This window comes from Clostridium sp. DL1XJH146 (assembly GCF_054819755.1).
In genome coordinates this window covers 31,207-53,106 of sequence record NZ_JBTVVN010000025.1, presented here as the reverse complement: position 1 = coordinate 53,106, position 21,900 = coordinate 31,207, and the positions used below count along the sequence as shown (strand labels likewise).

The 21,900-nt window shown below is 28.4% G+C and carries 22 protein-coding genes and 1 riboswitch; of the genes, 10 read left to right on the top strand and 12 right to left on the bottom strand.

All coding sequences use genetic code 11. The features are described 5' to 3' along the window. Positions 1 to 117: 117 nt before the first annotated feature. From ACVHXK_RS12555 to ACVHXK_RS12530, 6 genes are all read right to left on the bottom strand, one after another. On the bottom strand, positions 118 to 1,077 hold the full coding sequence (locus ACVHXK_RS12555) for a zf-HC2 domain-containing protein (protein ID WP_461206742.1): 960 nt from the start codon (positions 1,075 to 1,077) through the stop codon (positions 118 to 120). Positions 1,078 to 1,079: 2 nt separating this feature from the next. Then, entirely contained in the window at positions 1,080 to 1,562 is a 483-nt protein-coding gene (locus ACVHXK_RS12550; protein ID WP_461206741.1) for an RNA polymerase sigma factor, read from the bottom strand. A gap of 380 nt (positions 1,563 to 1,942) precedes the next feature. Then, a complete protein-coding gene (gene metA, locus ACVHXK_RS12545; protein ID WP_461206740.1) occupies positions 1,943 to 2,869 on the bottom strand; it encodes a homoserine O-acetyltransferase MetA in 927 nt (308 codons plus the stop codon). Between the two features lie 14 nt (positions 2,870 to 2,883). Further along, positions 2,884 to 4,164, bottom strand: a complete 1,281-nt coding sequence (locus tag ACVHXK_RS12540) for an O-acetylhomoserine aminocarboxypropyltransferase/cysteine synthase family protein (RefSeq protein WP_461206745.1) — start codon at positions 4,162 to 4,164, stop codon at positions 2,884 to 2,886. Between the two features lie 416 nt (positions 4,165 to 4,580). After that, a riboswitch (SAM riboswitch) is annotated at positions 4,581 to 4,688 on the bottom strand. Positions 4,689 to 4,776: 88 nt separating this feature from the next. After that, the gene (locus ACVHXK_RS12535) at positions 4,777 to 5,229 is read right to left on the bottom strand and encodes a rhodanese-like domain-containing protein (protein WP_461206739.1); all 453 of its coding nucleotides are present in this window, start codon (positions 5,227 to 5,229) and stop codon (positions 4,777 to 4,779) included. 294 nt (positions 5,230 to 5,523) lie between these two features. Then, a complete protein-coding gene (locus tag ACVHXK_RS12530) occupies positions 5,524 to 5,991 on the bottom strand; it encodes a QueT transporter family protein (protein ID WP_461206738.1) in 468 nt (155 codons plus the stop codon). 310 nt (positions 5,992 to 6,301) lie between these two features. Here ACVHXK_RS12530 and ACVHXK_RS12525 point away from each other — a divergent pair, with 310 nt between their 5' ends. From ACVHXK_RS12525 to ACVHXK_RS12505, 5 genes are all read left to right on the top strand, one after another. Further along, the gene (locus ACVHXK_RS12525; RefSeq protein WP_461206737.1) at positions 6,302 to 7,888 is read left to right on the top strand and encodes a DUF4153 domain-containing protein; all 1,587 of its coding nucleotides are present in this window, start codon (positions 6,302 to 6,304) and stop codon (positions 7,886 to 7,888) included. A 157-nt stretch (positions 7,889 to 8,045) separates the two neighbouring features. Continuing rightward, on the top strand, positions 8,046 to 8,417 hold the full coding sequence (locus ACVHXK_RS12520) for a DUF5412 family protein (protein ID WP_461206736.1): 372 nt from the start codon (positions 8,046 to 8,048) through the stop codon (positions 8,415 to 8,417). Positions 8,418 to 8,712: 295 nt separating this feature from the next. Then, complete coding sequence (locus tag ACVHXK_RS12515) at positions 8,713 to 9,363, top strand: hypothetical protein (RefSeq protein WP_461206735.1); 651 nt, start codon at positions 8,713 to 8,715, stop codon at positions 9,361 to 9,363. Positions 9,364 to 9,559: 196 nt separating this feature from the next. Beyond that, positions 9,560 to 10,222: a B3/B4 domain-containing protein gene (locus tag ACVHXK_RS12510; RefSeq protein ID WP_461206734.1), complete on the top strand. Its 663-nt coding sequence runs from the start codon at positions 9,560 to 9,562 to the stop codon at positions 10,220 to 10,222. A gap of 87 nt (positions 10,223 to 10,309) precedes the next feature. Beyond that, on the top strand, positions 10,310 to 10,606 hold the full coding sequence (locus tag ACVHXK_RS12505) for a ribosomal protein L7/L12 (protein ID WP_461206733.1): 297 nt from the start codon (positions 10,310 to 10,312) through the stop codon (positions 10,604 to 10,606). 239 nt (positions 10,607 to 10,845) lie between these two features. Here ACVHXK_RS12505 and ACVHXK_RS12500 read toward each other — a convergent pair whose 3' ends face one another. Then, the gene (locus ACVHXK_RS12500) at positions 10,846 to 11,649 is read right to left on the bottom strand and encodes a mechanosensitive ion channel family protein (protein ID WP_461206732.1); all 804 of its coding nucleotides are present in this window, start codon (positions 11,647 to 11,649) and stop codon (positions 10,846 to 10,848) included. Positions 11,650 to 12,015: 366 nt separating this feature from the next. On the opposite strand from ACVHXK_RS12500, the gene ACVHXK_RS12495 reads away from it, so the two are divergent. From ACVHXK_RS12495 to ACVHXK_RS12475, 5 genes are read left to right on the top strand one after another with little or no spacing between them, the layout of a single operon-like run. Next, positions 12,016 to 12,972, top strand: coding sequence for a COG1361 family protein (locus ACVHXK_RS12495; protein WP_461206731.1), 957 nt, complete (start codon positions 12,016 to 12,018; stop codon positions 12,970 to 12,972). 17 nt (positions 12,973 to 12,989) lie between these two features. Then, positions 12,990 to 13,664: an ABC transporter ATP-binding protein gene (locus tag ACVHXK_RS12490; protein ID WP_461206730.1), complete on the top strand. Its 675-nt coding sequence runs from the start codon at positions 12,990 to 12,992 to the stop codon at positions 13,662 to 13,664. Positions 13,665 to 13,682: 18 nt separating this feature from the next. After that, a complete protein-coding gene (locus tag ACVHXK_RS12485) occupies positions 13,683 to 14,462 on the top strand; it encodes a COG1361 family protein (RefSeq protein WP_461206729.1) in 780 nt (259 codons plus the stop codon). A gap of 9 nt (positions 14,463 to 14,471) precedes the next feature. Further along, complete coding sequence (locus tag ACVHXK_RS12480) at positions 14,472 to 15,812, top strand: ABC transporter permease (protein WP_461206728.1); 1,341 nt, start codon at positions 14,472 to 14,474, stop codon at positions 15,810 to 15,812. Positions 15,813 to 15,821: 9 nt separating this feature from the next. Next, the gene (locus ACVHXK_RS12475; RefSeq protein WP_461206727.1) at positions 15,822 to 16,559 is read left to right on the top strand and encodes a Yip1 family protein; all 738 of its coding nucleotides are present in this window, start codon (positions 15,822 to 15,824) and stop codon (positions 16,557 to 16,559) included. 85 nt (positions 16,560 to 16,644) lie between these two features. On the opposite strand, the gene ACVHXK_RS12470 is transcribed toward ACVHXK_RS12475, so the two are convergent. From ACVHXK_RS12470 to ACVHXK_RS12450, 5 genes are all read right to left on the bottom strand, one after another. Continuing rightward, positions 16,645 to 18,216, bottom strand: coding sequence for an HD-GYP domain-containing protein (locus ACVHXK_RS12470; RefSeq protein WP_461206726.1), 1,572 nt, complete (start codon positions 18,214 to 18,216; stop codon positions 16,645 to 16,647). A gap of 705 nt (positions 18,217 to 18,921) precedes the next feature. Then, positions 18,922 to 19,290: a hypothetical protein gene (locus tag ACVHXK_RS12465; RefSeq protein WP_461206725.1), complete on the bottom strand. Its 369-nt coding sequence runs from the start codon at positions 19,288 to 19,290 to the stop codon at positions 18,922 to 18,924. A gap of 30 nt (positions 19,291 to 19,320) precedes the next feature. Next, positions 19,321 to 20,370 carry a ParM/StbA family protein gene (locus ACVHXK_RS12460; protein WP_461206724.1) on the bottom strand — a complete coding sequence of 350 codons (1,050 nt, stop codon included), beginning with the start codon at positions 20,368 to 20,370 and terminating at the stop codon, positions 19,321 to 19,323. Positions 20,371 to 20,696: 326 nt separating this feature from the next. Beyond that, positions 20,697 to 21,596, bottom strand: coding sequence for a DMT family transporter (locus ACVHXK_RS12455; RefSeq protein WP_461206723.1), 900 nt, complete (start codon positions 21,594 to 21,596; stop codon positions 20,697 to 20,699). Positions 21,597 to 21,645: 49 nt separating this feature from the next. Next, positions 21,646 to 21,900 (bottom strand): TM1266 family iron-only hydrogenase system putative regulator, encoded by a 255-nt coding sequence (locus tag ACVHXK_RS12450; protein ID WP_461206722.1) that lies wholly within the window; start codon positions 21,898 to 21,900, stop codon positions 21,646 to 21,648.

Sequence of the window (21,900 nt, the reverse complement as noted above, 5' to 3'; positions counted from 1 at the left end):
GTTCACAGTTCACAGTTCACAGTTCACAGTTCACAGTTCACAGTTCACAGTTCACAGTTCACAGTTCACAGTTCACAACAATTTTATAGCTTCTACTGTTCCTTTATTACATTTTATCTAGTCTGTTAAAAAATATCTAGTCATTATTATTCCTAATCCTATAATAATCGTTATATATACATAAATCAAAAATAATTCAGCTTTTCCCATTACAAAACTTACATCTTGAATGTCGTCTCCCAAGATCCTGTAACTGTCAGTAATGTCTGCACCATCTGATTTATACATTGAAGTAGATATAAGGAATTTGTTATCTCTAACTTGCGACATTGATTTCTCTAGGAGCCCTTCCAATTCTTTTGTCTCATAAATTTCTAAAAATTGTTGGTTTTTTACTTCAATTTTCAAAGATTCTATTATTCTATCCTCTGAAAGACTATCATTACTTGAATAGGTAGCAAAGTCCAATCCATAGTACTTAATATCATCAGAAAGATTATAAGCACTAATAGCAGTATATTGTTTATCTTTAATCTCAATGGGATAAAACTGTACGACAGAAGAATATTCAGAAGACTCAACATTTGCTTCAACTATTCTATATTTTTGATTAAAGCCTTTTAGAAACTTAGCAATTCCATTTATATTTCCATAGGTTTGATCCTTAAATGATACCAAAAGTACACCATCGACTTCTTTAGTCTCCAAGGCGTATGCATCTATGTCATTATCATCAAAAGCCATAAATTCTGTGATAGCACTGGACAAGTCAGCTTTATCTGAAGAATATTTATATTCCATATCATATATAATATAAGATAAAAGCAATGATAAAATCACACATAATGCCGCTGCTAGTAACCTAGTTCTTTTTACTTTTTTCAAAAACTTAAGCTCTATTACTGGCGCCTTCACAGTTTCTATAATTTCTGTATTCATATTGTTATATATGTTTTGACAATCCACACAATTATTTAAATGATTTTCAATAGCTTGATTTGTATCATTACTAGTGAGCTTTTCGATATAACTAGGAAGTAAATCCTGAACAATACTACATTCTAATTCTTTTTTCATCTCTATTCCTCCTCCACTAATTTTTGTTTAGCACGGTAAAAAGTAACACGCGCCCAAGTCTCATTTCTTTTTAATATTTCACCGATTTCTCTAAAACTTAACTCTCCCGTGAGTCTTAAATACATAACTTCTCGCGACTTTTCATCTAGTTTTTGAATTTTTTGATACAATGCAATTTTAGAGTCACTTTCCAAAATCGTCTGTTCAACATTTTCTCTTGCTGGTAGATTATCTGAAATCTCATTCATTGAATCCGATGCATGTCTATTTCTTTTCTTAAATTCTTTATACCATAGGTGCTTTGCAATCTGACAAAGCCAAACGGATACTTTACAATCCCCTCGGAAGTTCTTATATGTTTTCAAAGCTTGATAAAAAGTCTCCTGAGTCAACTCTTCCGATAAATCTGCATCATGAGTCATGCAGAACAAATACTTGAATACTGTTTGAAAATGGTCATTATAAAGCTTTTCTATATCCCGCACTCACTCTCTCACCTCCTACTAATAAGTACTGAAAAAATACTATTCGTTACAAAAAACGAGAAGTTTTTTTAATTTCCTCAAAAGTACAATTTATTCTTATATATCCCTAATCAAATATAAACAAATTATCAATGCTTAATATTTAAAATTAAAATATTATACCCTATGCAAAATTTCCTTCAAAACATTTGGTATATTAGCCTTACTCTTAGTGATAAAATCCACTCTTAAAACACATTTCTAGTGTAATATTAAAAATATTTAAAGTCAAAAAGGCACTAACTAAATTTATATTAGTTATGTGCCTTTTTATTATAAATAGTATTTTCACAACGTATTCTTACCACTAACTCTACATGTGTTGTATAAACAACCATAACCTACTGCATCTCACCGACTTCGTTAAGATTGTACGGAGTAGCCTGATAAACATAATAATTCAACCAATTAGCAAAAATAAGGTTTGCCCCACTCTTCCATCTAACTATTGGTTTTTGCTCTGGATCATTATTCTTAAAATAATTTTTCGGTATTTCTATATCAAGTCCCCTATTATAATCTCTAAGATATTCATACTTCAAAGTGTCCTCATCATACTCTGAATGCCCCGTAACGAATATTTGCTTTCCATCTTGTGCTATAACAATATAAGGTCCTGCTTCATCCGATACTGCTAACAATTCTAAATCAGGATGACTAAGAATATCTTTAGAATCTATTCCTGTATGCCTTGAATGTGGTGCATAGAACTCATCATCAAAACCTCTCATCAATTCACATTTTCCATTCTTCACTTCATGTTTAAATACACCAAACATTTTTTTAGGAAGAAGATGCTTATCAACACCATAATGATAGTATAATCCTGCTTGAGCTCCCCAACAAATATGAAGTGTTGATGTTACATTTTTCTTTGAATAATCCATTATTTCTTTTAATTCTTCCCAGTAATCCACATCTTCAAAATCCATTTTTTCAACAGGAGCTCCAGTAATAATCATACCATCAAATTTTTCATTTTTAATTTCATCAAAAGTACTATAAAACATCTTTAAATGTTCATAGGATGTATTCATTGATTTATGTGTCTTGGTATTTATAAGTACCATTTCAATTTGTAATGGAGTGTTACCTATCAATCTAACTAATTGTGTTTCAGTATCAATTTTTGTAGGCATTAAGTTTAATATTAATATTCTTAAAGGTCTTATATCTTGATGAATAGCCCTTTCATAATCCATTACAAATATATTTTCTTTTCTTAAGGTATCTATAGCCGGTAATTTTTTAGGTACTACAATTGACATATATCCAATCCTTTCTAAATATTATTTAACGCTTGATCAAGGTCAAGAATTATATCATCTATATCTTCTATACCAACAGATACCCTAATCATATCAGGTAAAACTCCCGCTGCTATTTGTTGTTCTTCACTTAATTGTCTATGTGTTGTACTTGCTGGATGAAGCACTGAAGTTCTAGCATCTCCAAGATGTACAACCAATGCTGCTATTTTAAGATTTTTTGTGAATGTCTTTGCAGCTTCAACTCCACCTTTAATACCGAAAGACAAAATTCCACTACCACCAAGTGGCAAGTATTTTTTAGCAAGATCATAACTATTATGACCTTCTAACAATGGATAGCTAACCCAATTTACATTAGGGTGCTTTTCTAAAAATTCAGCAACCTTAAGAGCATTAGAGCTATGTCTTTCCATTCTTAAATGAAGTGTTTCTGTTCCTAAATGCATTAAAAATGCATTAAATGGACTTAAACAACATCCTAAATCTCTTAATAATTGAACTCTTGCCTTAGTTATATAAGCGGCTTCTTTAAAAGTCTCCACATATTTAACTCCATGATAGCTCTCATCTGGTTCTGTTAATTCTGGATACTTACCATTATCCCAATTAAAGTTTCCCCCATCTACTATTATTCCACCTAAAGATGTAGCATGACCGTCAATATATTTAGTAGCAGAGTGAATAACTATATTTGCGCCATATTTAAATGGATTGCATAGAATTGGTGTTGCAAGTGTGTTATCTACAACGAATGGTACATCCATTTCTTTTGCTAGTTTGCTAAACTTATCAAAATCTAATATATTCAGACCAGGATTACCTATAGTTTCACCAAATAGAAGTCTAGTATTATCTTTAAAGGCTTTTTTAAGTTCCTCGTAATCTGTATCTGGGTTAACAAATGTTACATCTATACCTAATTTTTTAAGTGTAAACCCTAATAAATTTAATGTTCCACCATATATTGTAGAAGCTGCAACAATATGCTGCCCTGCACTACAAATATTAAGAACAGCAAGTAAACTAGCTGATTGACCTGCTGATACTGCAAGTGCACCAACTCCACCTTCAAGCATATTTATCTTATCTTCAAGAGCTCCTACAGTAGGATTACTAATTCTTGAATACATATGTCCCTCTGCCTTTAAGTCAAATAAATCTGCAACTTCATCAGGATCATTATATTTGTAAGTAGTACTCTGATATAATGGCAGTACTCTTGGTTCACCTGATTTAGGTCTGTAATTTCCTTGTATACATATAGTCCCTTTTTTAAAATCCTTTTGCATTATAAATGCCCCCTTTTTTTGTTGTTTCTTATTTGTGATTATTGTTTGTGTATAAAGTTTGCTTGTATTAATAGTTTTGTTTCATATTAATGTGAAGTTTGCAGAGTGCAGAGTGCAGTTAAAACCTTTAAAGATAATGTTCAATTTGAAGTATCCCATTATTTATAATTATATCCATATATCTAAGATTTCTTTAATTAATTTAAGATTTTCAGAAGAATGAAGAAAATCATCCATCACCGAACTCTGCACATTGCACTCTGCACACTTTACTTAGAACAAAAATTAAAAACATAATTAAAACTTTAATATTAAAATATTTTAAAACAAATAAAATTAAAGCTGCTTCTTAGATAAGAAGCAGCTTAGTAATCATGGATATTTTTTGATAAAAAATATATTCCACGTTTCTATTTCTGTTCTTATCTATCAGAAAATTAATTCTGCAGGATTTGACACCGTGCATCGAATGAGATGCTGGTTGTCGGGTTTCATTGGGCCAGTCCCTCCACCACTCTTGATAAGTTAGGATATTATTTGCTTTTTTGATTAGTTTATATTCTACAACTATAATTAAATTTTTGCAAGCACTTTTTTATATAGTTTTAAATTTAACTATTCTTTTTCGTAAGGCCAATTCTCTATTCCACCTAAATTGTAAATATTTTTATATCCAAGTTTATATAGCATTTTTGTAGCTTTCTTGCTCCTCTTACCTTTTTGACAATACACAATAATTTTAGTTCCTTTATCTTGAATAACTTCATTTGCTTTTTGATTAATTGAATCTATAGGCAAATTCACCGCATTAGTTATATGTTCTTTTTCGTACTCTTCTTCAGATCTAACATCTAACAATATAACGGTTGAATCTTCTTCCATCGCCTTTTTTGCCTCTTCTGCACTAATTTCAAAGCAACCATTACTTTGAAATATTTCCGTAACATCACCACTAGTATCACTATGTTTATTTTTATCTGGTTGATTCGTTTGTGCAAATACTGTACTTACATTTAACAATAATGCCATAGCTAATAAACATAAAACATTCTTAAATCTTTTATTCATAAATATTCCTCCTCATAAGTATAAAGTTTTCAAAAACTTATTTTATTTTATTCAAGCAATATTTATTCTACGCAAAAGTATTGTAATTATTCTTATTAATGATTATTTACTCTGAAATTACAATTTTAAAAATAGGCTATGTTTTAGAATATTGTTGATATTCATATTATTGTTTTTGAGATAAAGTTATTTACTTTACTAATAATGTGAAGAGTGAAATGTGAATTGTGAAGTTTTTGAAACATAGTTACAAAAAAGATAAAAGCGACAGATAGCCTCTGCCGCTTTTATAAATTAATCATTTTTAATTAATTTTGAATTCTCTAAAACTTTTAACAAAGGATATCCTAACACATAGCATGCAATTAGCTCCCCAAAAGCAACCCATAAAATTGTTGGAATTAATGGAAAATTAGCAACATAATGTAGCATAGTTCCAACTATTAATCCATTAACAATAATTGGTGGTATCGGAGCTAAAGCTTTACTCTTCATTTTTGATGTAATTACCGCTGCAATAAGTGTAGCAAGTGTACCAAAAATAATATCTGCAAGTCCATATCCTCCTACAATATTTGCTAGTAAACATCCTACAGCTAGTCCAGGAATAGCTGCCGGCATAAAGAACGGTAATACCGTCAATGCCTCTGAAACTCTAACTTGAAGTGGCCCATAACTAATGGGTGCTAGTACAATTGTTAACACCGCATAGATTGCGGCTATTAGCGACGCTTGCACCAAAAATCTAACACTTTTATTCATTTTTTTCTACCTCCGTAGTTTTATTTATAGTCAGGATATTGCGAACTGACTCCAATGATTTTAGCATATTTATTGCTATAAATCAAATAATATTCATTATTTTGATTTTGGTAATTTTTTAAATAACCACTTCACTACATTAAGCGTTTTCTTTATTCCATACCCATTGCATTTAATTTAACTCATTTATTAATAAATAGTTATTTTTTATTGTAAAACAATAATTTTGTATTGATTTTCATCTATTGGAATGTTAATATTTAATTAATCAATTTTATTCTAAATTACATTATTTAAAAGGAGATTAATTATGGATAATGCAAAAGGTAATGCAAAAATTATTGAATCAGAAACCAATCAAAAGAAGAAAAAACTAACTTACTGGCAATCGCGTGAAAGGTTTTTATATGAATCTAATAGAGAGAAAGATTTCATCAATGAAAATATTCCTACATATAAAAAAATGATTTCTCTATTACTAATACTTATACTATCAACAATCTTTGATATTTTCTTCATTGGTAACTCAATGGGAATTTCAGTTTTTATTTATGAATTACTAATTATTTCTGTATTTTTTTATATCCCTAAAAAAAAGTTGAAATTTAATTTCAATCTAGGCTGGTATCTTATGCTAGTAAGTTTGTTGTTATCTTTAAGGTATTCAATATTTTCAAACCCTATTTTTCATGCTATCAATGTAATAATCATTCCTATACTATTAATACTTTCTTTGTTATTAATTTTTTACGATGAAAACAAAGAAAACATTACCAATTATTTTGATGCTTTTTTTCAGCAAATACTTCCGAGATCTTTCGATGGATTTAATAAACCATTTCAATTTCTTCATGAATTTATAAAAGTTTCTGAAAAAAAAGAATCTAAAAATGAAATAAATAAAAATATATTAAAGGGAATTATAATTTCTATACCTATAGTTTTTGTACTAGTTCTATTGCTATCAAGTGCCGATAAAATGTTCCAATATTATCTTTTAAATGCTTTTAGTTTTGGCAATTGGGATCCATCAACTGCTATTGGTCATTTTATTTTTATATTAATATTTTTCTTTTATCTTTTCGGCTTTATATGGAGTTTTAATTATCCTTTTAAGAATTTTTCATATAAGCAAAAGGAAAAAACTCAATTAGATGGCACTATTGTTGTAACCTTACTAATTATTATTGATTTACTTTACGCTTTATTCTGTATAATTCAAACTAAATATCTATATGTAAACAAGAATAAAGTTTTGCCAGAGGGAATTTCCTATTCAAGTTATGCTCGAGAAGGTTTTTTTCAATTAGTAGCAGTTACAATAATCAACCTACTGATAATTCTAATTATTATTAAAATAACTAGATACAAAAGTAATAAGCTAGAGCTCTTTACAAAAATACTAATGAATATAACTTTAATATTCACATTAATGATGCTGTATGCTTCACATTATAAGTTATCACTATATGAAAATGAGTACGGACTTACCTATCTTCGCTTTTTTGTCCACTATTCAATACTTGGGATATTATTATTAATATTAATATTTTCAATAGGATTATGGATTAAAAAAATAAACTTAAAAAAATACAGTATAGTTCTACTTATGACAATGTACTTGCTTATAAATTTCTTCAATGTAGATAAATTTATAGCCAAAAGTAACTTCCAAAGATACGAAAAATCAACTAAGATTGATGCTTCCTATATTTGTCAACTAAGTCCCGATGCTTTTTCATACATTTATTCTAATAAAGATAATTTTAATTATGAGTTAGATATTAGAAACAACATAGAATATTACCTTGGCAATTGCAAAACATATGCAGAAACTACCGACAAATGGTATGAATTTAATTATAATAAGCATATTATTGAGAAAACAATACAATAGATACAATTCACAATGCACAATGCACAATGCACAATTATGGATGATTTTCTTCCCTTTGGTCAGAAAATCTTAATTTAAATATAAAAGCTTATAATACATCATGTAGCTAATATATAATATGTTAAAAAACAAGTATATTTTCAAGGGGTGAATAGATATGGAGCAAAAACAGAAAAAGCATCTAGTAACAATATTCATTATTATGGCTATTATTATTGGTGGAGTAGCTTACACTATTAACTGGGCATTTTTTGATATACAAAGAATTGATGGACAAGATTATCTTAAGGAATCTACTTCACCAAATGGAGCATATACCGTAACCTCTTATTTAAATAATGGTGGAGCAACAACTGGTTATGCAGTTTTATGTACATTAAAGAATAATAACAATGGTAAAATCAAAAATATTTATTGGCAATATCATTGTGAAGAAGCCAATATTCAATGGTTAGATGATGAGATTATAAAAATAAACGGTGTGGAATTAAATGTTAATAAAGAAATCTACGATTATAGAAGAGAATAAATATAATGTATAAAGGACTGATTACATGAAATCAATAACAACTTTATATGATTTGATAAAAAAAATAAGTTTGATATTGGGTTGTTTATTTTTAATTAGTCCACTATTCATATACTATTTAATACACGGAAATCAGGAACGATATGTAAGAATTATAAATGGGTCTCCCCCTTTTGATAAATTTGGTGGAGGTCCCTTTCAACTATATATGTATTTAGGCTTGCTTATAATAAGCATTATATTTTTTATAATTTATTATATTATGAACAAATTAAAATCTTAGGAGATTACTAAAATGAAAAACAAATACCTTATAAGTCTTTTAGCTATATTAATATTTTTGCTCAGTGGCTGTGAAAATTATAAGTACCCACCAGGTAGAGATACTCGTGACTATTGGGGATGCGATGCTGAATATCAAATAATTTACGAAGGTCTATGTAATAATAAAGATGATAGTATAATAGAACCTGTAATTCATAAATACTATACAAGTGGCTATTATGTATATATTACTGGTTCAAAAGGATATACCATTCTAAACTGGAAAACTGGTGAAATAAAACAAAATTTTGATTTGAACCTCTTTACTGACGGAGAAAAAGAAATATTTAGCAATAATTCTGCAACAATAATAACTGAAGAAGAGTATTTAGAATTTAAATTAGATAATTTTACTAATAAAAATGGATTTCAATTTACTGAAATAGTTATATGTTTAGGTTACTCACCTGAAGATACTAAAACAAAAGATTTCTTATTAACTAATAAAGATGAGATAATCAACAAAACAATTTATGAATGGTTTGATAATAATTATGATGCAACAAAACTTGATGATACCCCTGAATATCTCCAAGGACAATTAGCCGATTATTTAATGATAGAAATACCCGATATAAGTATCCAAAAAACAATTATGAGATACGGTATTAGTTGGTCATAATAATTCCCCCTTTTATTGGTAATATTTTTCTTATTAGTATATAATATTTTATAATAAATGAGTTTTCTTTTAAAAGTTATTTGTATGAGGAAAATTTGTTTTTATGAAATATTCTTTTGTTTATTGTAAAAATTACAAATTACAATGTTATTTTAAAATATAACCTATAAATAAAGAAAAAGGAGTTTGATTATTAATGATTAACATTAAAATTTCTGAAGAATTAAAAAATGTATGCCCTCAAATGGCCTTAGGATGCATTCAAGCAAAAGTTACAGTTCAACCTGGAAATGATGCTTTATGGGAAGAAATAAATAACTATTGTGAAATAGTTAAGAAAGAAATACCTATAGACAAACTTGCTTATTGTCCTCAAATAAAGGATGGAAGAGAAATATATAAGAAACTAGGAAAAGCCCCTAGTAAATATAGAATTTCATCTGAAGCACTTGTAAGAAGAGTCCTTCAAAACAAGGGCGTTTACAAAGTTAATAATGTAGTAGATGTAAATAATCTTATTTCTATGAAGTCTTTATATTCTCTAGGTTCTTATGATATAGATAAAATAAAAGGATCAATTGTACTCGGTATTGGTAAGGAAGGTGCTTCCTACAAGGGAATCGGAAAAGGTATTATCAATGTTGAAAACATTCCTGTTTTTTCTGATGATGCAGGTTTATTTGGAAGCCCAACAAGTGATTCCGAAGTAGCTATGATTAGAAATGAAACTAAAAATATAGTAATGAACATAATTTCCTTCAGTGGAACTTCTGAGCTAAATAAGTATATGGAAATGGCAAAAGAAAAGTTAGAAAAGTATGCTTATGCAGAAGAAGTGGAGTTTCTTATTGTTGAGTAATTCTTTAGAATGCACAATCTACAATTAAAGATGATTTTGATGCGCAAAATTATCTTTAATTTATGTTTAAAACATAGGAGGTGAACTATGGAGCTTACAATTATTGCATTTTTATTGATTATTATATCATTACTTATTACAACTGTTTCTTCATTGAAAAATGAAATTACTAAAATGAACTTAACAATAAATAAAATAGCAAAAGAAGTAGGTGTAACTAATCCTTCTATAGACTTTGATAATGTAAATATTGAAGTTCTAGAATTAATAAGAGAAGGTAAAAAAATAAAAGCCATAAAAAAATACAGAGAACTCACAGGTATTGGTCTTAAAGAAGCTAAAGAATATATTGATAATTTATCTGAAAATCAGATTAACTTATAATCAAAATTTCCAGTAATATTGTAATAGAAAGATTATTAATTACACAAAACTATCTAGAGCCCCGTCTTCTGATGTGGTTTATTATTTCTAATATAAAAAGGGATTTTTTAGCTCCGCTAAAAAATCCCTTCCTTAATTGTGCATTGTGCATTGTGCATTAATATTTTATTATTTGTGCATTGTGCATTGTGCATTGTGCATTGTGCATTGTGCATTGTGCATTGTGCATTAATATTTTATTATTTAAGCATTGTCACATCCATATGAGGATACGGAATATTAATCCCTTCTTTATCAAAAGCAATCTTAACTTCTTCCATCATATAGAAGTGAACTTCCCAATAATCTTCTGTTTTGCACCAAACTCTTGTTGTAAAATTAATTGAACTATCTCCATGTTCAGATAGTCTTACAAAGGGAGCTGGCTCGTCCATTATTTTTTCATTTCTTGAAATTACTTCATTAATTACTTCTTTTACTTTTTTAATATCCGCCTCATATCCAACTCCAAAAGTAAAATCTACTCTTCTTGTATCATTAGCATTATAATTGACACAGCTTCCATTTGATAATGGACCATTTGGAATTACTATTCTTTTGTTATCTACAGTGTTAAGTATTGTGTAAAATATTGATATATCTTGCACTGTACCAGTATACCCTTGTGCCTCTATAAAATCACCAACCTTGAAAGGTTTTAATAATAATATAAGAACTCCACCTGCAAAATTTGACAAACTTCCCTGTAGCGCTAACCCAACTGCTAATCCAGCACTCCCTATTAAAGCAACAAATGAAGTTGTTGGAATTCCTACCATTGTAACTAATGATATAATCAAAAATATTTTCAAAGTCACATTAGTAATAGTAATTAAATACTTAAATAAAGTTTCATCAATATCCACTTTACCCAAGCTTTTTCTCATTAAATTCGTTATCATTTTAATAACTTTAAAACCTATAAACAAAATTACTAAAGCTACTAACACATTCAATGCATTTGCATAAATCAATCCTAAAATATTATCAATATATTGATTCATATTGAACCTCCTCTAAATTATTTATCCGCTAGTTTATATATCTCTAGTTTCTATTATAAAATAATACTTTATATTAGTAAAGAACTTATATTATCTCCCATTTCCACAAATAAATCTTTATTTTAAAGAACTATTAATTTTATTTACTATTATTAAGTGGAACTTGGAATTCTACAAAAATATAAAAAATAAAACTTGACACTAGCCCCTTATTACTGTACTATGTCATTAGTACAGTAATGGTAATGTTATGCATGATTTTTCTACTATCTACATTGAAAATTTTGTAATATTTATGTAATAATTACACAAAAAAAACTGTGCTATAATTAATTGTTCTTAAATTATACTATTAAGGAGGTACATATGAATTTTTTTAAAAAATTATCCTTTTTTGCAATTATATTTCTAATGATTTTTTCTTTTAATGCATTTGCAATGGATGGTCTATCTATGTCAATTGCAAGTACCGCAACGGGACAACTTCCTATAACATCGAATATGGATTCTAATATTGAATCTGCATCATCAACAGCACCAAATTTTAAAATTTATATCGATAAAGTATCTACTGATCCTGAAAATATTAATCCAGGTAGTGAATTTAAAATTAAAATCACTTTAAAAAACATTGGGAGTAAAGACTTAGAAAACGTAGTACTAAAAATGGATTCTGTTGAAGGAAAAAATATTCTTGAAGGTTTTTCTCCTATAAATACAACAAATGAAATCCTATATGGTGATATTAAAAAAGGCGAATCTACAGAAAAAGAAATATCGTTTCTTGCAGCACCAAATGTCAATGTTGGGCTTTACAATTTAAATGTTAAATTATTCTACAAGGAAAAATATGGAGATGAATATGAAGAATCTAGATTAATAGGTGTACTTATAAAAAATAATTCTTCTCTTTCTGTAACAAATTTCACAACAAATACTGGTTTTACAGAAGAAGATTCTTCTGATGATACTGATTTTTCCGAATGGAATAGAGGCTTAAATGTGGAATTTGTTAATTCAGGAAAAGGCGAATTAAGAAATTTAATGTTCACAGTAAAAACTGATAATTATGAATACACAAAATATTATGGTTCATTAGAACAAGGCGAAGAAGATTACATAGATTTAGAATTATCATATCCTGAAGAAATATCAGGTGCGCTAACAATAAGCTATGAAGATGAACTAGGTAATACAGATGAAATAGAGAAAACTTTTACTTTAGACGCATTATCACAGGAAATCACTGCTGCCCCCGAAGAGAACAAAGGTATACTAGGTAAAATAGGTTCTTTCTTCAAATCTTTATTTGGGCTAAACTAGTGGAATGAGGTACTAATATGGCATTAATTAATGTAGATAACATATGGAAAATCTATAAAATGGGTAAGCTGAAAGTTACAGTGTTAAAGAATATCTCTTTCGAAATCAATAAAGGAGAATTTATTGCTATCGTTGGAGAATCTGGTTCGGGTAAATCTACACTTTTAAGTATTATAGGTGGTCTTATGCCTCCAAATAAAGGTCAAATAACTATTGAAGATAACAAAATTGTTGGCTTAAGTGAAAATAAACTTGCACTTTTCAGACGCAAGCACATAGGTTATGTATTTCAATCCTATAACCTTTTACCTCAACTAACGGCTGTTGAAAATGTAGAAATGCCTCTAATTTTTAGTGGTGTACCTAAGAAAGAAAGAAGAAAAATTGCCCTAGAAATGATTGAAAAGGTAGGTTTAAAGGATAGAGCAAATCACAAACCTTCTGAGCTCTCTGGAGGACAACAGCAAAGAGTATCTATTGCAAGAGCCTTAGTTAACGACCCTGCAATAGTTCTAGCAGATGAACCAACGGGTAATCTTGATAGTAAAACTAGCAAAGAAATAATGGATATAATGTACAAGTTAAATAAAGAAACTGATAAAACCTTTGTTATTGTTACTCACTCTTCTAATGTTACAGAATACGCAGATAGAGTAATCAATATGGTAGATGGCGAAATTGTATCAAAATAATAATAGGAGGTGTACCCCTTGAAAAAAATATTAACCATCCTCGTTGCAGTAATTTTATTCTCCGGAATAACATATATATCAACTTCTGCAAAAGGCTATAAACTAATTATTGAAGGAGTTTCAATAGAACCCGCTTCAATTCAACCCGGTGAACAGTTTGAATTGACATTAAAATTAAAGAACAACTCTGATAGAGATCTTGAAAACATCTCAATACTCTTAAATAATATAGAGGGAAAAGAGACCCTAACAGGATTTTCTCCTGTAGGAACTTCAAATGAACTTTATGTTGGTACAATAAAAAAGGGAGAAACAATCGATAAATCAATTAGCTTAATTTCTGACCCTAATTTATCTGTAGGTACATATAATCTTGTTTTGAATTCTTTCTACAAAGAAAAAAATAGATCTACACTTCATCAAGAAAGCAGTACTATTGGATTATTACTTCAAAACAAATCTCGCTTTATTATCACAAATATAGAAACACCAAAAACAGATGAAGAATTTAACGAAGAAATTTCTGATCAAATTGAGGTAGGCTTTGTTAATGCTGGTAGAGACACTATTTATAATTTAAAATTTAAGTTAACAACAGAAAATGGAACTTTAGAACAATTTTATGGAGAGCTTGGACCTGAAGAAGAAGATACTATTGAATTTGAAAACGAACAAACTCTAAATGAAAATACTGAAGAAACTGAAGAAACTATAGATACTAAAGAAATTCACGGTAAATTAGAAATCACATTTACCAATTGGTTAAATAAAGAAGAAAAAATCCTTAAAGAATTTTAGGTGATAAAAATGAATTTTAAAGATATGTTAGAAATAATTTGGAACAATATGTGGCGAAGAAGAGCTCGAACTATATTTACAATGATTGGTGTTATAATTGGTAGTATTGCAATTTTTGTAATTGTTTCTATTGGAAATGGATTCGAACAATATTTAACCAGTGAGCTTTCATCTATAGGTGATATCAATACCATCACTATTTACTCTTATTCCGACCCCGATAGATCAAATTCAACTGCAACAGAAATGAATTTTGCTTTAAATGGTGCTTCAGAAATGGACCCATTAAATGAAAAACACATAAAAGCTCTTGAAAAATATTCATTTGTTAAACATGTAAACCCAATACTTAACTCCACCGTTTCCATTGAATATAAAGATTATGTAAGTGACTATCAATCTATTTTAGGTGTCAATGTTAAAAACATGGAAAATAGCTTTGTTAGTTTAGGCAGACTACCTTCTGCTGGTAAAAACGAAATTCTATTGGGAAAATATATTGCTCAAACAATTATTGACCCTGAAAATCCAATGGATGTTAACGATAAAGATTTAGAAAAACTCCTTAGAAAAAAAATCAAAATTAAAGTACCAGATCAACAATCACAAAACTCTAATATAATCCTTGATCAAGACAATGACGATGAAAGCCAAACTACATATTTTAATTATAATTTTAAAATTGTAGGAATTTCTACAGATAATTATACTTATAGTTACACCACTACTGTACCTGTAGATATACTAGAAGATATAATCGTAAAAAGCTCAGGTAATAGTAAATATATAAAAGAAAGTGGTTATTCATCTATAGATCTAGTTGTTAAAGAAGAGAGTAGTGATGAAGCAGAAGAAACTTTGAGAGATTCGGGATACATGTTTCAATCTTTCAAAGAAATACAAGAAGGCATAAGCAAAACATTAAATGGTGTTAAATTAATTCTCGGAGCACTAGGAGGTATTTCCTTACTTGTAGCTGCTTTTGGAATTGTAAACACTATGAATATGGCTATTTATGAAAGAAAAAAAGAAATTGGTGTCATGAAAGTTATAGGAGCCAGTATCGGTAATATTAAAACAATCTTTCTAGGTGAAGCCAGTGCTATAGGCTTCCTTGGTGGGCTAATTGGATTATTAATTGGTTATCTAATCAATACAATAATCAATGCAGTAATTAGCGCAAAGCTAGCTTCGAGCGGCTCAGATGAAAACATTAAAATCGCCGTAGTAAGTGTTAGTCTTGTGGCTTTTGTAATGATATTTTCTACTTTAATAGGATTTTTATCAGGATTATATCCCGCTAACAAAGCTGCAAAAATCGATGTAATTAGTGCTATAAAAAATGAATAGGAGGCTATTATGGACGAAAATAAGAAAAATGAAGAAATTGAAAAAGAATTATTTGACGAATATGACGAATTTGAAGAAGATGAAAAATTAAGTTTAGGTGAAAAATTGAAGTGTTTTTTTATAAACCCTACAAGATTATTTAGACCATATATTTCAAACCCCAAATTTGCTATCAATCTTATTATTTTAGGGGCTATTAGTGTTGTTTTCTCCTTAATACAGGCAAATTTACAAAAACCATATACTGATGAAGTATTACGGAACTCATTACAAGGAGCAGACCCTGCCACAATGGCGCAATTAGAGAAAATGACTGGAATTTTTCAATCACCACTACTACAAGCTCCATTAAAATTAGTAGGTTTTATTATTGGAGTATTCTTTATGGCTCTAGTATATTTTTTAATAGTTAAACTATTTAGAGGAAAAGGAACTTATTCACAAATGGTTTCTGTATATTTACAAGCAACTTATGCTACAGCTATAGGTTACATTGTAAAAATAATATTTATGTTAATAAGTGGAGAACCAACAGGATTAAGTCTTATTCAAAATCCTAGTGTGCAAACAGCTTTAATTAATTATATCGACATATTTAAATTGTGGTATCTATTCTTATTAGGTCTTGGAATATCTGTAGTTTTTAAAATATCAAAAATAAAAAGTTACGGTATACTAATTGTGTTATTCTTAATAGGTTTATTTATTTCAATATCACCTTACTTACTAACATCAACAATAGGCTAATTCAGTATAATATTTAAATTTAAAATGGGCAGCACTCTTTTATAGTGTACTGCCCATTTTAAAATATTATATAATAATTTCTTAATTATTTATCCTCAAAATCCTTTATCTCATGATGTAAATTCTCATTTTTCAAATCATCCACTATAGATATAAAGGCTTCTACAATAATTGCGTCAAATTGCTTTCCTTTTTCAGACTTAATTATTGCAATTGCTTTTTCAACTGTCATGCCTTTTCTGTACACCCTATCAGAAGTAATAGCATCAAAAGTATCTGCAACAGCAAGTATTCTTCCTCCAACAGGTATTTCATTTCCTAAGAGTCCCACTGGGTAACCTTTTCCATCGAATCTTTCATGATGACTAATTACTATTTCTTTTAAATCTTTAAAAGCTTCATAATCTCCAAGAATATTTGCCGCAATACTAGGATGCTTTTTAATTTCATTGTACTCTTCCTCACTAAGACTACCAGGTTTATTTAATATGTCTTCATTAACTCCTATTTTACCAATATCATGAAGGAGAGCCGCTTGTTTTAACTTTTCTATATATAACTCATCCATATTCATTTTTTTTGCAATCATCATCGAATACTCTGCAACCCTTACAGAATGGCCTTTAGTATAAGGATCCTTAGCTTCTAATGATGAAGTTAATACATTAATAGTAGTCAAAGTACTCTCTTCTAAATAATTAATTCTACCCTCAACTTCATCTACAAGTTTATTAATCATTTTACTTGTCCTATCAAATTCAATATATCCAGACATAGGAATTCTTTTATGATAATTTCCTTGTGAGATATCATACAGACTACTGGAAATATTTAAAGTTAGTTCTTTCATTTTTCGTATTAATTTCGAAAATACTAATACTATAACAATTAAAGATAATAATACTATAACTATGGTTAATGGTACTATTTTTTTTATAAAACTAAATTTTTTATCATTCTGTGATTTTAGTATAATTTCTGCAATTAATTCATTCTTATTATTTAATATTTTTTTCTCCATAATTACATTTTGATTATCAATATTCTCTAATTCTTCTTCTAATGTATAAAACTCTATTAAATAATCTTGCAAAAATGGATATTTACCAGTTGCTAACAAATCAAAATGTGATATTTTTTTACCAATGCCAATAACTCCAATCTTAGAATTTGTATTTGATTCTAATAAAATTGGGTTGGTAACAATAATATATACATCATCATTAATTTTTTCAAAACTCGAGCTATTTGAACTATCACCAAAAGATGTGGCAATAAAATTATTTTTTTTGAGTTCATTAGCTATATCTAATTTACTATAATATATTTCAAAATCTACATTATCTTTTTTTATATAAATAAAATCAGCTATATCTTTAAAATGGTTATCTAAATCTCTAAGTATTATATTTTTATCCTCATCACAAAGGTTATTATACATATTATAGGATGTAGAATAATTTAATAAAATATCTTGTAAATTATTATTCATTAAGTTGAAACTATGGTCTATATTTTTTTCATATGATTGCCCTATCAAGCTATTTATTTCTTTTTCTTTTTCCTTAGAAATATAAAATATAAGAAAACTAATTGAGCAAATACTAACTAATATTACAGCGGTTGTTGTCAAAATAACTTTATTAGTTATTTTCATAATAATCACCTACATATCTAATTATTCTATTGAACAAACTCATTATACCATATTTTTTCAAAATATTCTTTGCCTTACTATAACTTTATTGTTTTAAAATAATTTTTGATTATATAATTTAAATATATTAAATTTATTTTAAGAATTTTATTAAATCTAATTTACTCTAGGTAATCTCCTTTTACTAATAATTTTTTTATATACATAATTATATTTAAAAAAGGTTATACTATTTTTGTAAAGGATTGAATATTGTTGAGCTAAGAGTGATATATGATTTATTATATAAGTTGTATATCATTCGAACAAAGATATACTTGAGATCTATGGTTGAGGTTTCATTTATGTCGGCGATAAGATTTGCATATGTTTTTAAGAGTTGTATAAGTGCCCAACTGTATTTATACTATTTCAATAGATGTATGTTAGTCGAGTCAAGATTGTAATATGTTCCGCAGGTTTTAAATGCTTCTTAAAATTAGCATTTAAAATTGGGTGGGGTATTGTGTCGAGAGATATTATATTTCTTCTAAGGGATGTATTGCAATCGGGCAAAGATTAATATAGGTTACGTAATGCTTTTTCATAGTCGAAAGATTGTGTCTAGGTGTGTAGTTATTTGTATTGGTCGGAGTTAAAATAATTTTCAGTTCTTAAATCCTTATAGGAGCAAAAAAAGGTAGGCTAGAACCCTACCTTTTCCAATTAAATTCTATCTTCTAAGTCAATATCGTCGATGTCACTTTTACTAATTGATATATTATCAAAGCTAGGAATTAGTGTATTTGTTTCCATATCCACTAAATTATTCTTATTATTTTCTATTTTATTCATTTCCATAACCTTATCATTCTTCTTTACTTTGCTTGTTCTAACTTCTACATCTAAATCCATCATATACCTAATATCTAATAATGTTTCATCAATATCTCTCTGCCCTTCAAAAATAAGTCCTTTCAAAATCAGATCTTTTATTCTAGCACTTCTATCACCTTCAATATATTTAGATAATTCATTATTCACAATCCTATCCTTTTTACGCTTAGTTCCTATATAAAGAGATATCTGCATCATACACACTCCTTTCAGATGTTTTTTTACATTTTAATTTGCTTTTCTTTTCCATTTTCTAATGCCTTGTTTATATAAACCTGAAGGATTATTTGTACGACTTAAAAACATTGCCTTTTTATATTCCTGTTCTAAATAAGGTCTTAGTGCAGCTGAACCTCCACCTGTAAATATTAAATTATCTATAAAAGGAAAAGCATCCCCCCAAATAGTTTGGATTTCTAATATTATTCTACTAGCAAGAGTTCTGTAAGCTTTTTTAATTACAGGAGTTAAATCATATCCCTTAATTTGTCCTGCAGCAACTATATGTGGCATTTGTCCATCAGCAACTTGAAGATGAAGTTCTCTCTCTAAATAATCCTTAATCCAATTATACGCAGTATACATTCCACTATTTTTTGTATCACAAAAATCTGATAACGGTTCAAGAGTATCTACTAAATATAAATTATGTGTTTTCCCACCAATATCAGAAATAGCATTTACTTTCCTTGCTAAATCTTTATTTGTAATATCTCCCTTACTATTTAATATTAAATCACATAGAGTTCCATGCGGTTGTGCTTTTACTATTAAATCTTCAACTTTGATTATCTTATTCTCAAAATCTTTATCCTGATGCAATTTTAGTGCAATTTCATGTTGTCTTACAACTTTTGCCCTCATTTTATCTACTCTTTCTCTATCCAAACTAGCCTTTACTGGTAATCCCATCACTAACTTAACACGACTCATTGGTGTTTTTGCCATTAAGCTAAGATGTGTTTTCAATAATACATCAAAAGAAGTATCATTATGCTTGTCCAACGCTCCATTCCATTGAAGTGACCTATCTTGCTTTACAGCACACTCTCCAACCAAGTATTTTGTACCATTTACTTCAGCCTCTATTCGAGTAAGAGAACTCTTTTCTGGCTCCTTGAGATCACTGTCCTTATCATAAAATGGTCTCCAAGAGGTTACATAAGATGGTGTGATAAACATATCTGAATCCTCTGACTTCGATTTTGTATCAGCATATCCATCATCAATGACCTGTACATTAAAATTATCTACAACTGGGTTTTTAGTAGTGTTCATCAAAAATTCCTCCTCATACTATAAACATAAATATAATGCAATATATTATATTTCTTTTTAACATTTTATTACATTATATTATAATTTACAATTTATGTAAAGTAATATTTTACAAAATAAAAAAATACATTGGTTTCCCAATGTATTTTTTATTTTAAAACAAAAGTGCAATTTGCAGAGTCCAGAGTGCAGTTAAAAACTTGAAACCTTAGAAATTAACATCTTTAATCTTTTTATTATTTAAAGATTTTGCTCCGCAAAATCATCCTCAATTGTGCATTATGCATTGTGCATTGCTTTAAAATTATACATTTATCATAATATATTTATGCTTCACTTTTTTTATTATCTCTTGTAATATAAACACCATATAATACAATAATTCCGCCAAATATCTGGCCTATTCTAAAGGTTTCTCCTAAAATAAAGTATCCACTAATTATAGAAATAACTGGTTGTAAGTTTGTAAATAATGAAGTTTTTGAACTACCTATTCTATTGACAGCCCATACCCATATAACATTACCTACGAACATAGCAAAAATTCCTGATCCTACTATACTAAGCCAAGCTATTAATGGCAACCCACTCCAATCTATATTACTAATTTCTTTTAAAGAGGCGAAAGAGTAAAATATAGTAGTGAATAAAATTACCATAAAAATAACTTGATAATTTGAATATTTCTTTACTAATGTTTTTGAGAAAACTGTATAAATAGCGTAAGCAAGTTGCGATATAGAAATTATCACTATACCTAGTGCATCGTTTTTAGAAATAGATAAATTAGCACCTGAAGCTAGTACTATTAATACCACTCCTAAAATAGATAAAAATATACCCAGCACAATTTTCTTGTTTATCTTTTCGATTTTAAAAATGTAGTTTATTATTATTACATAAACCGGTAAAGTCGCCATAATAATAGAAGTATTCCCTGCTGTAGTTTTACTCACTCCCCAAATCAAAAATATTTGAAATAAGAAGAATCCAAATAAAGTAATAAGAAATATTTTGCCTATATCTCTCATTTCCATTCTCTTATACCTTTTGGATATAATGAGTATTATAATCGAAACTAGTAAAGCAACAAGCATTCTTATAAAATTATAGCTAATATTAGACATATATATAAGCCCAATTTTCATTATTGTTGGATTTATTCCCCAAATAAAAGCAGCAAAAAGTAGTCCCATATACACAAGAATCATATCTTTTTTATTCATAAACACTCCTTAAAATACTTATTCTTATCGTAATATTATACTATTCATTTTATTTAATTTCTTTCTTAGATATTGAAGTCTTAACAGTTACACCATTTATATTTCCTAATTTTCCTGTCAAACTGTTTATCTCATCCATAGTCCCTGTAACGATTATTGATATTACAGATACCCCTTCGTCTTCAAAAGGTATGCCCATTCTGCCTTTTACAATGCCTTTAAAATTAGCAATTATGTCATTAAATTTTTGCTGTGTTTCTATAGGATGCTCTAATACTGCTCCTAATACTGCTATTTTTTTCAA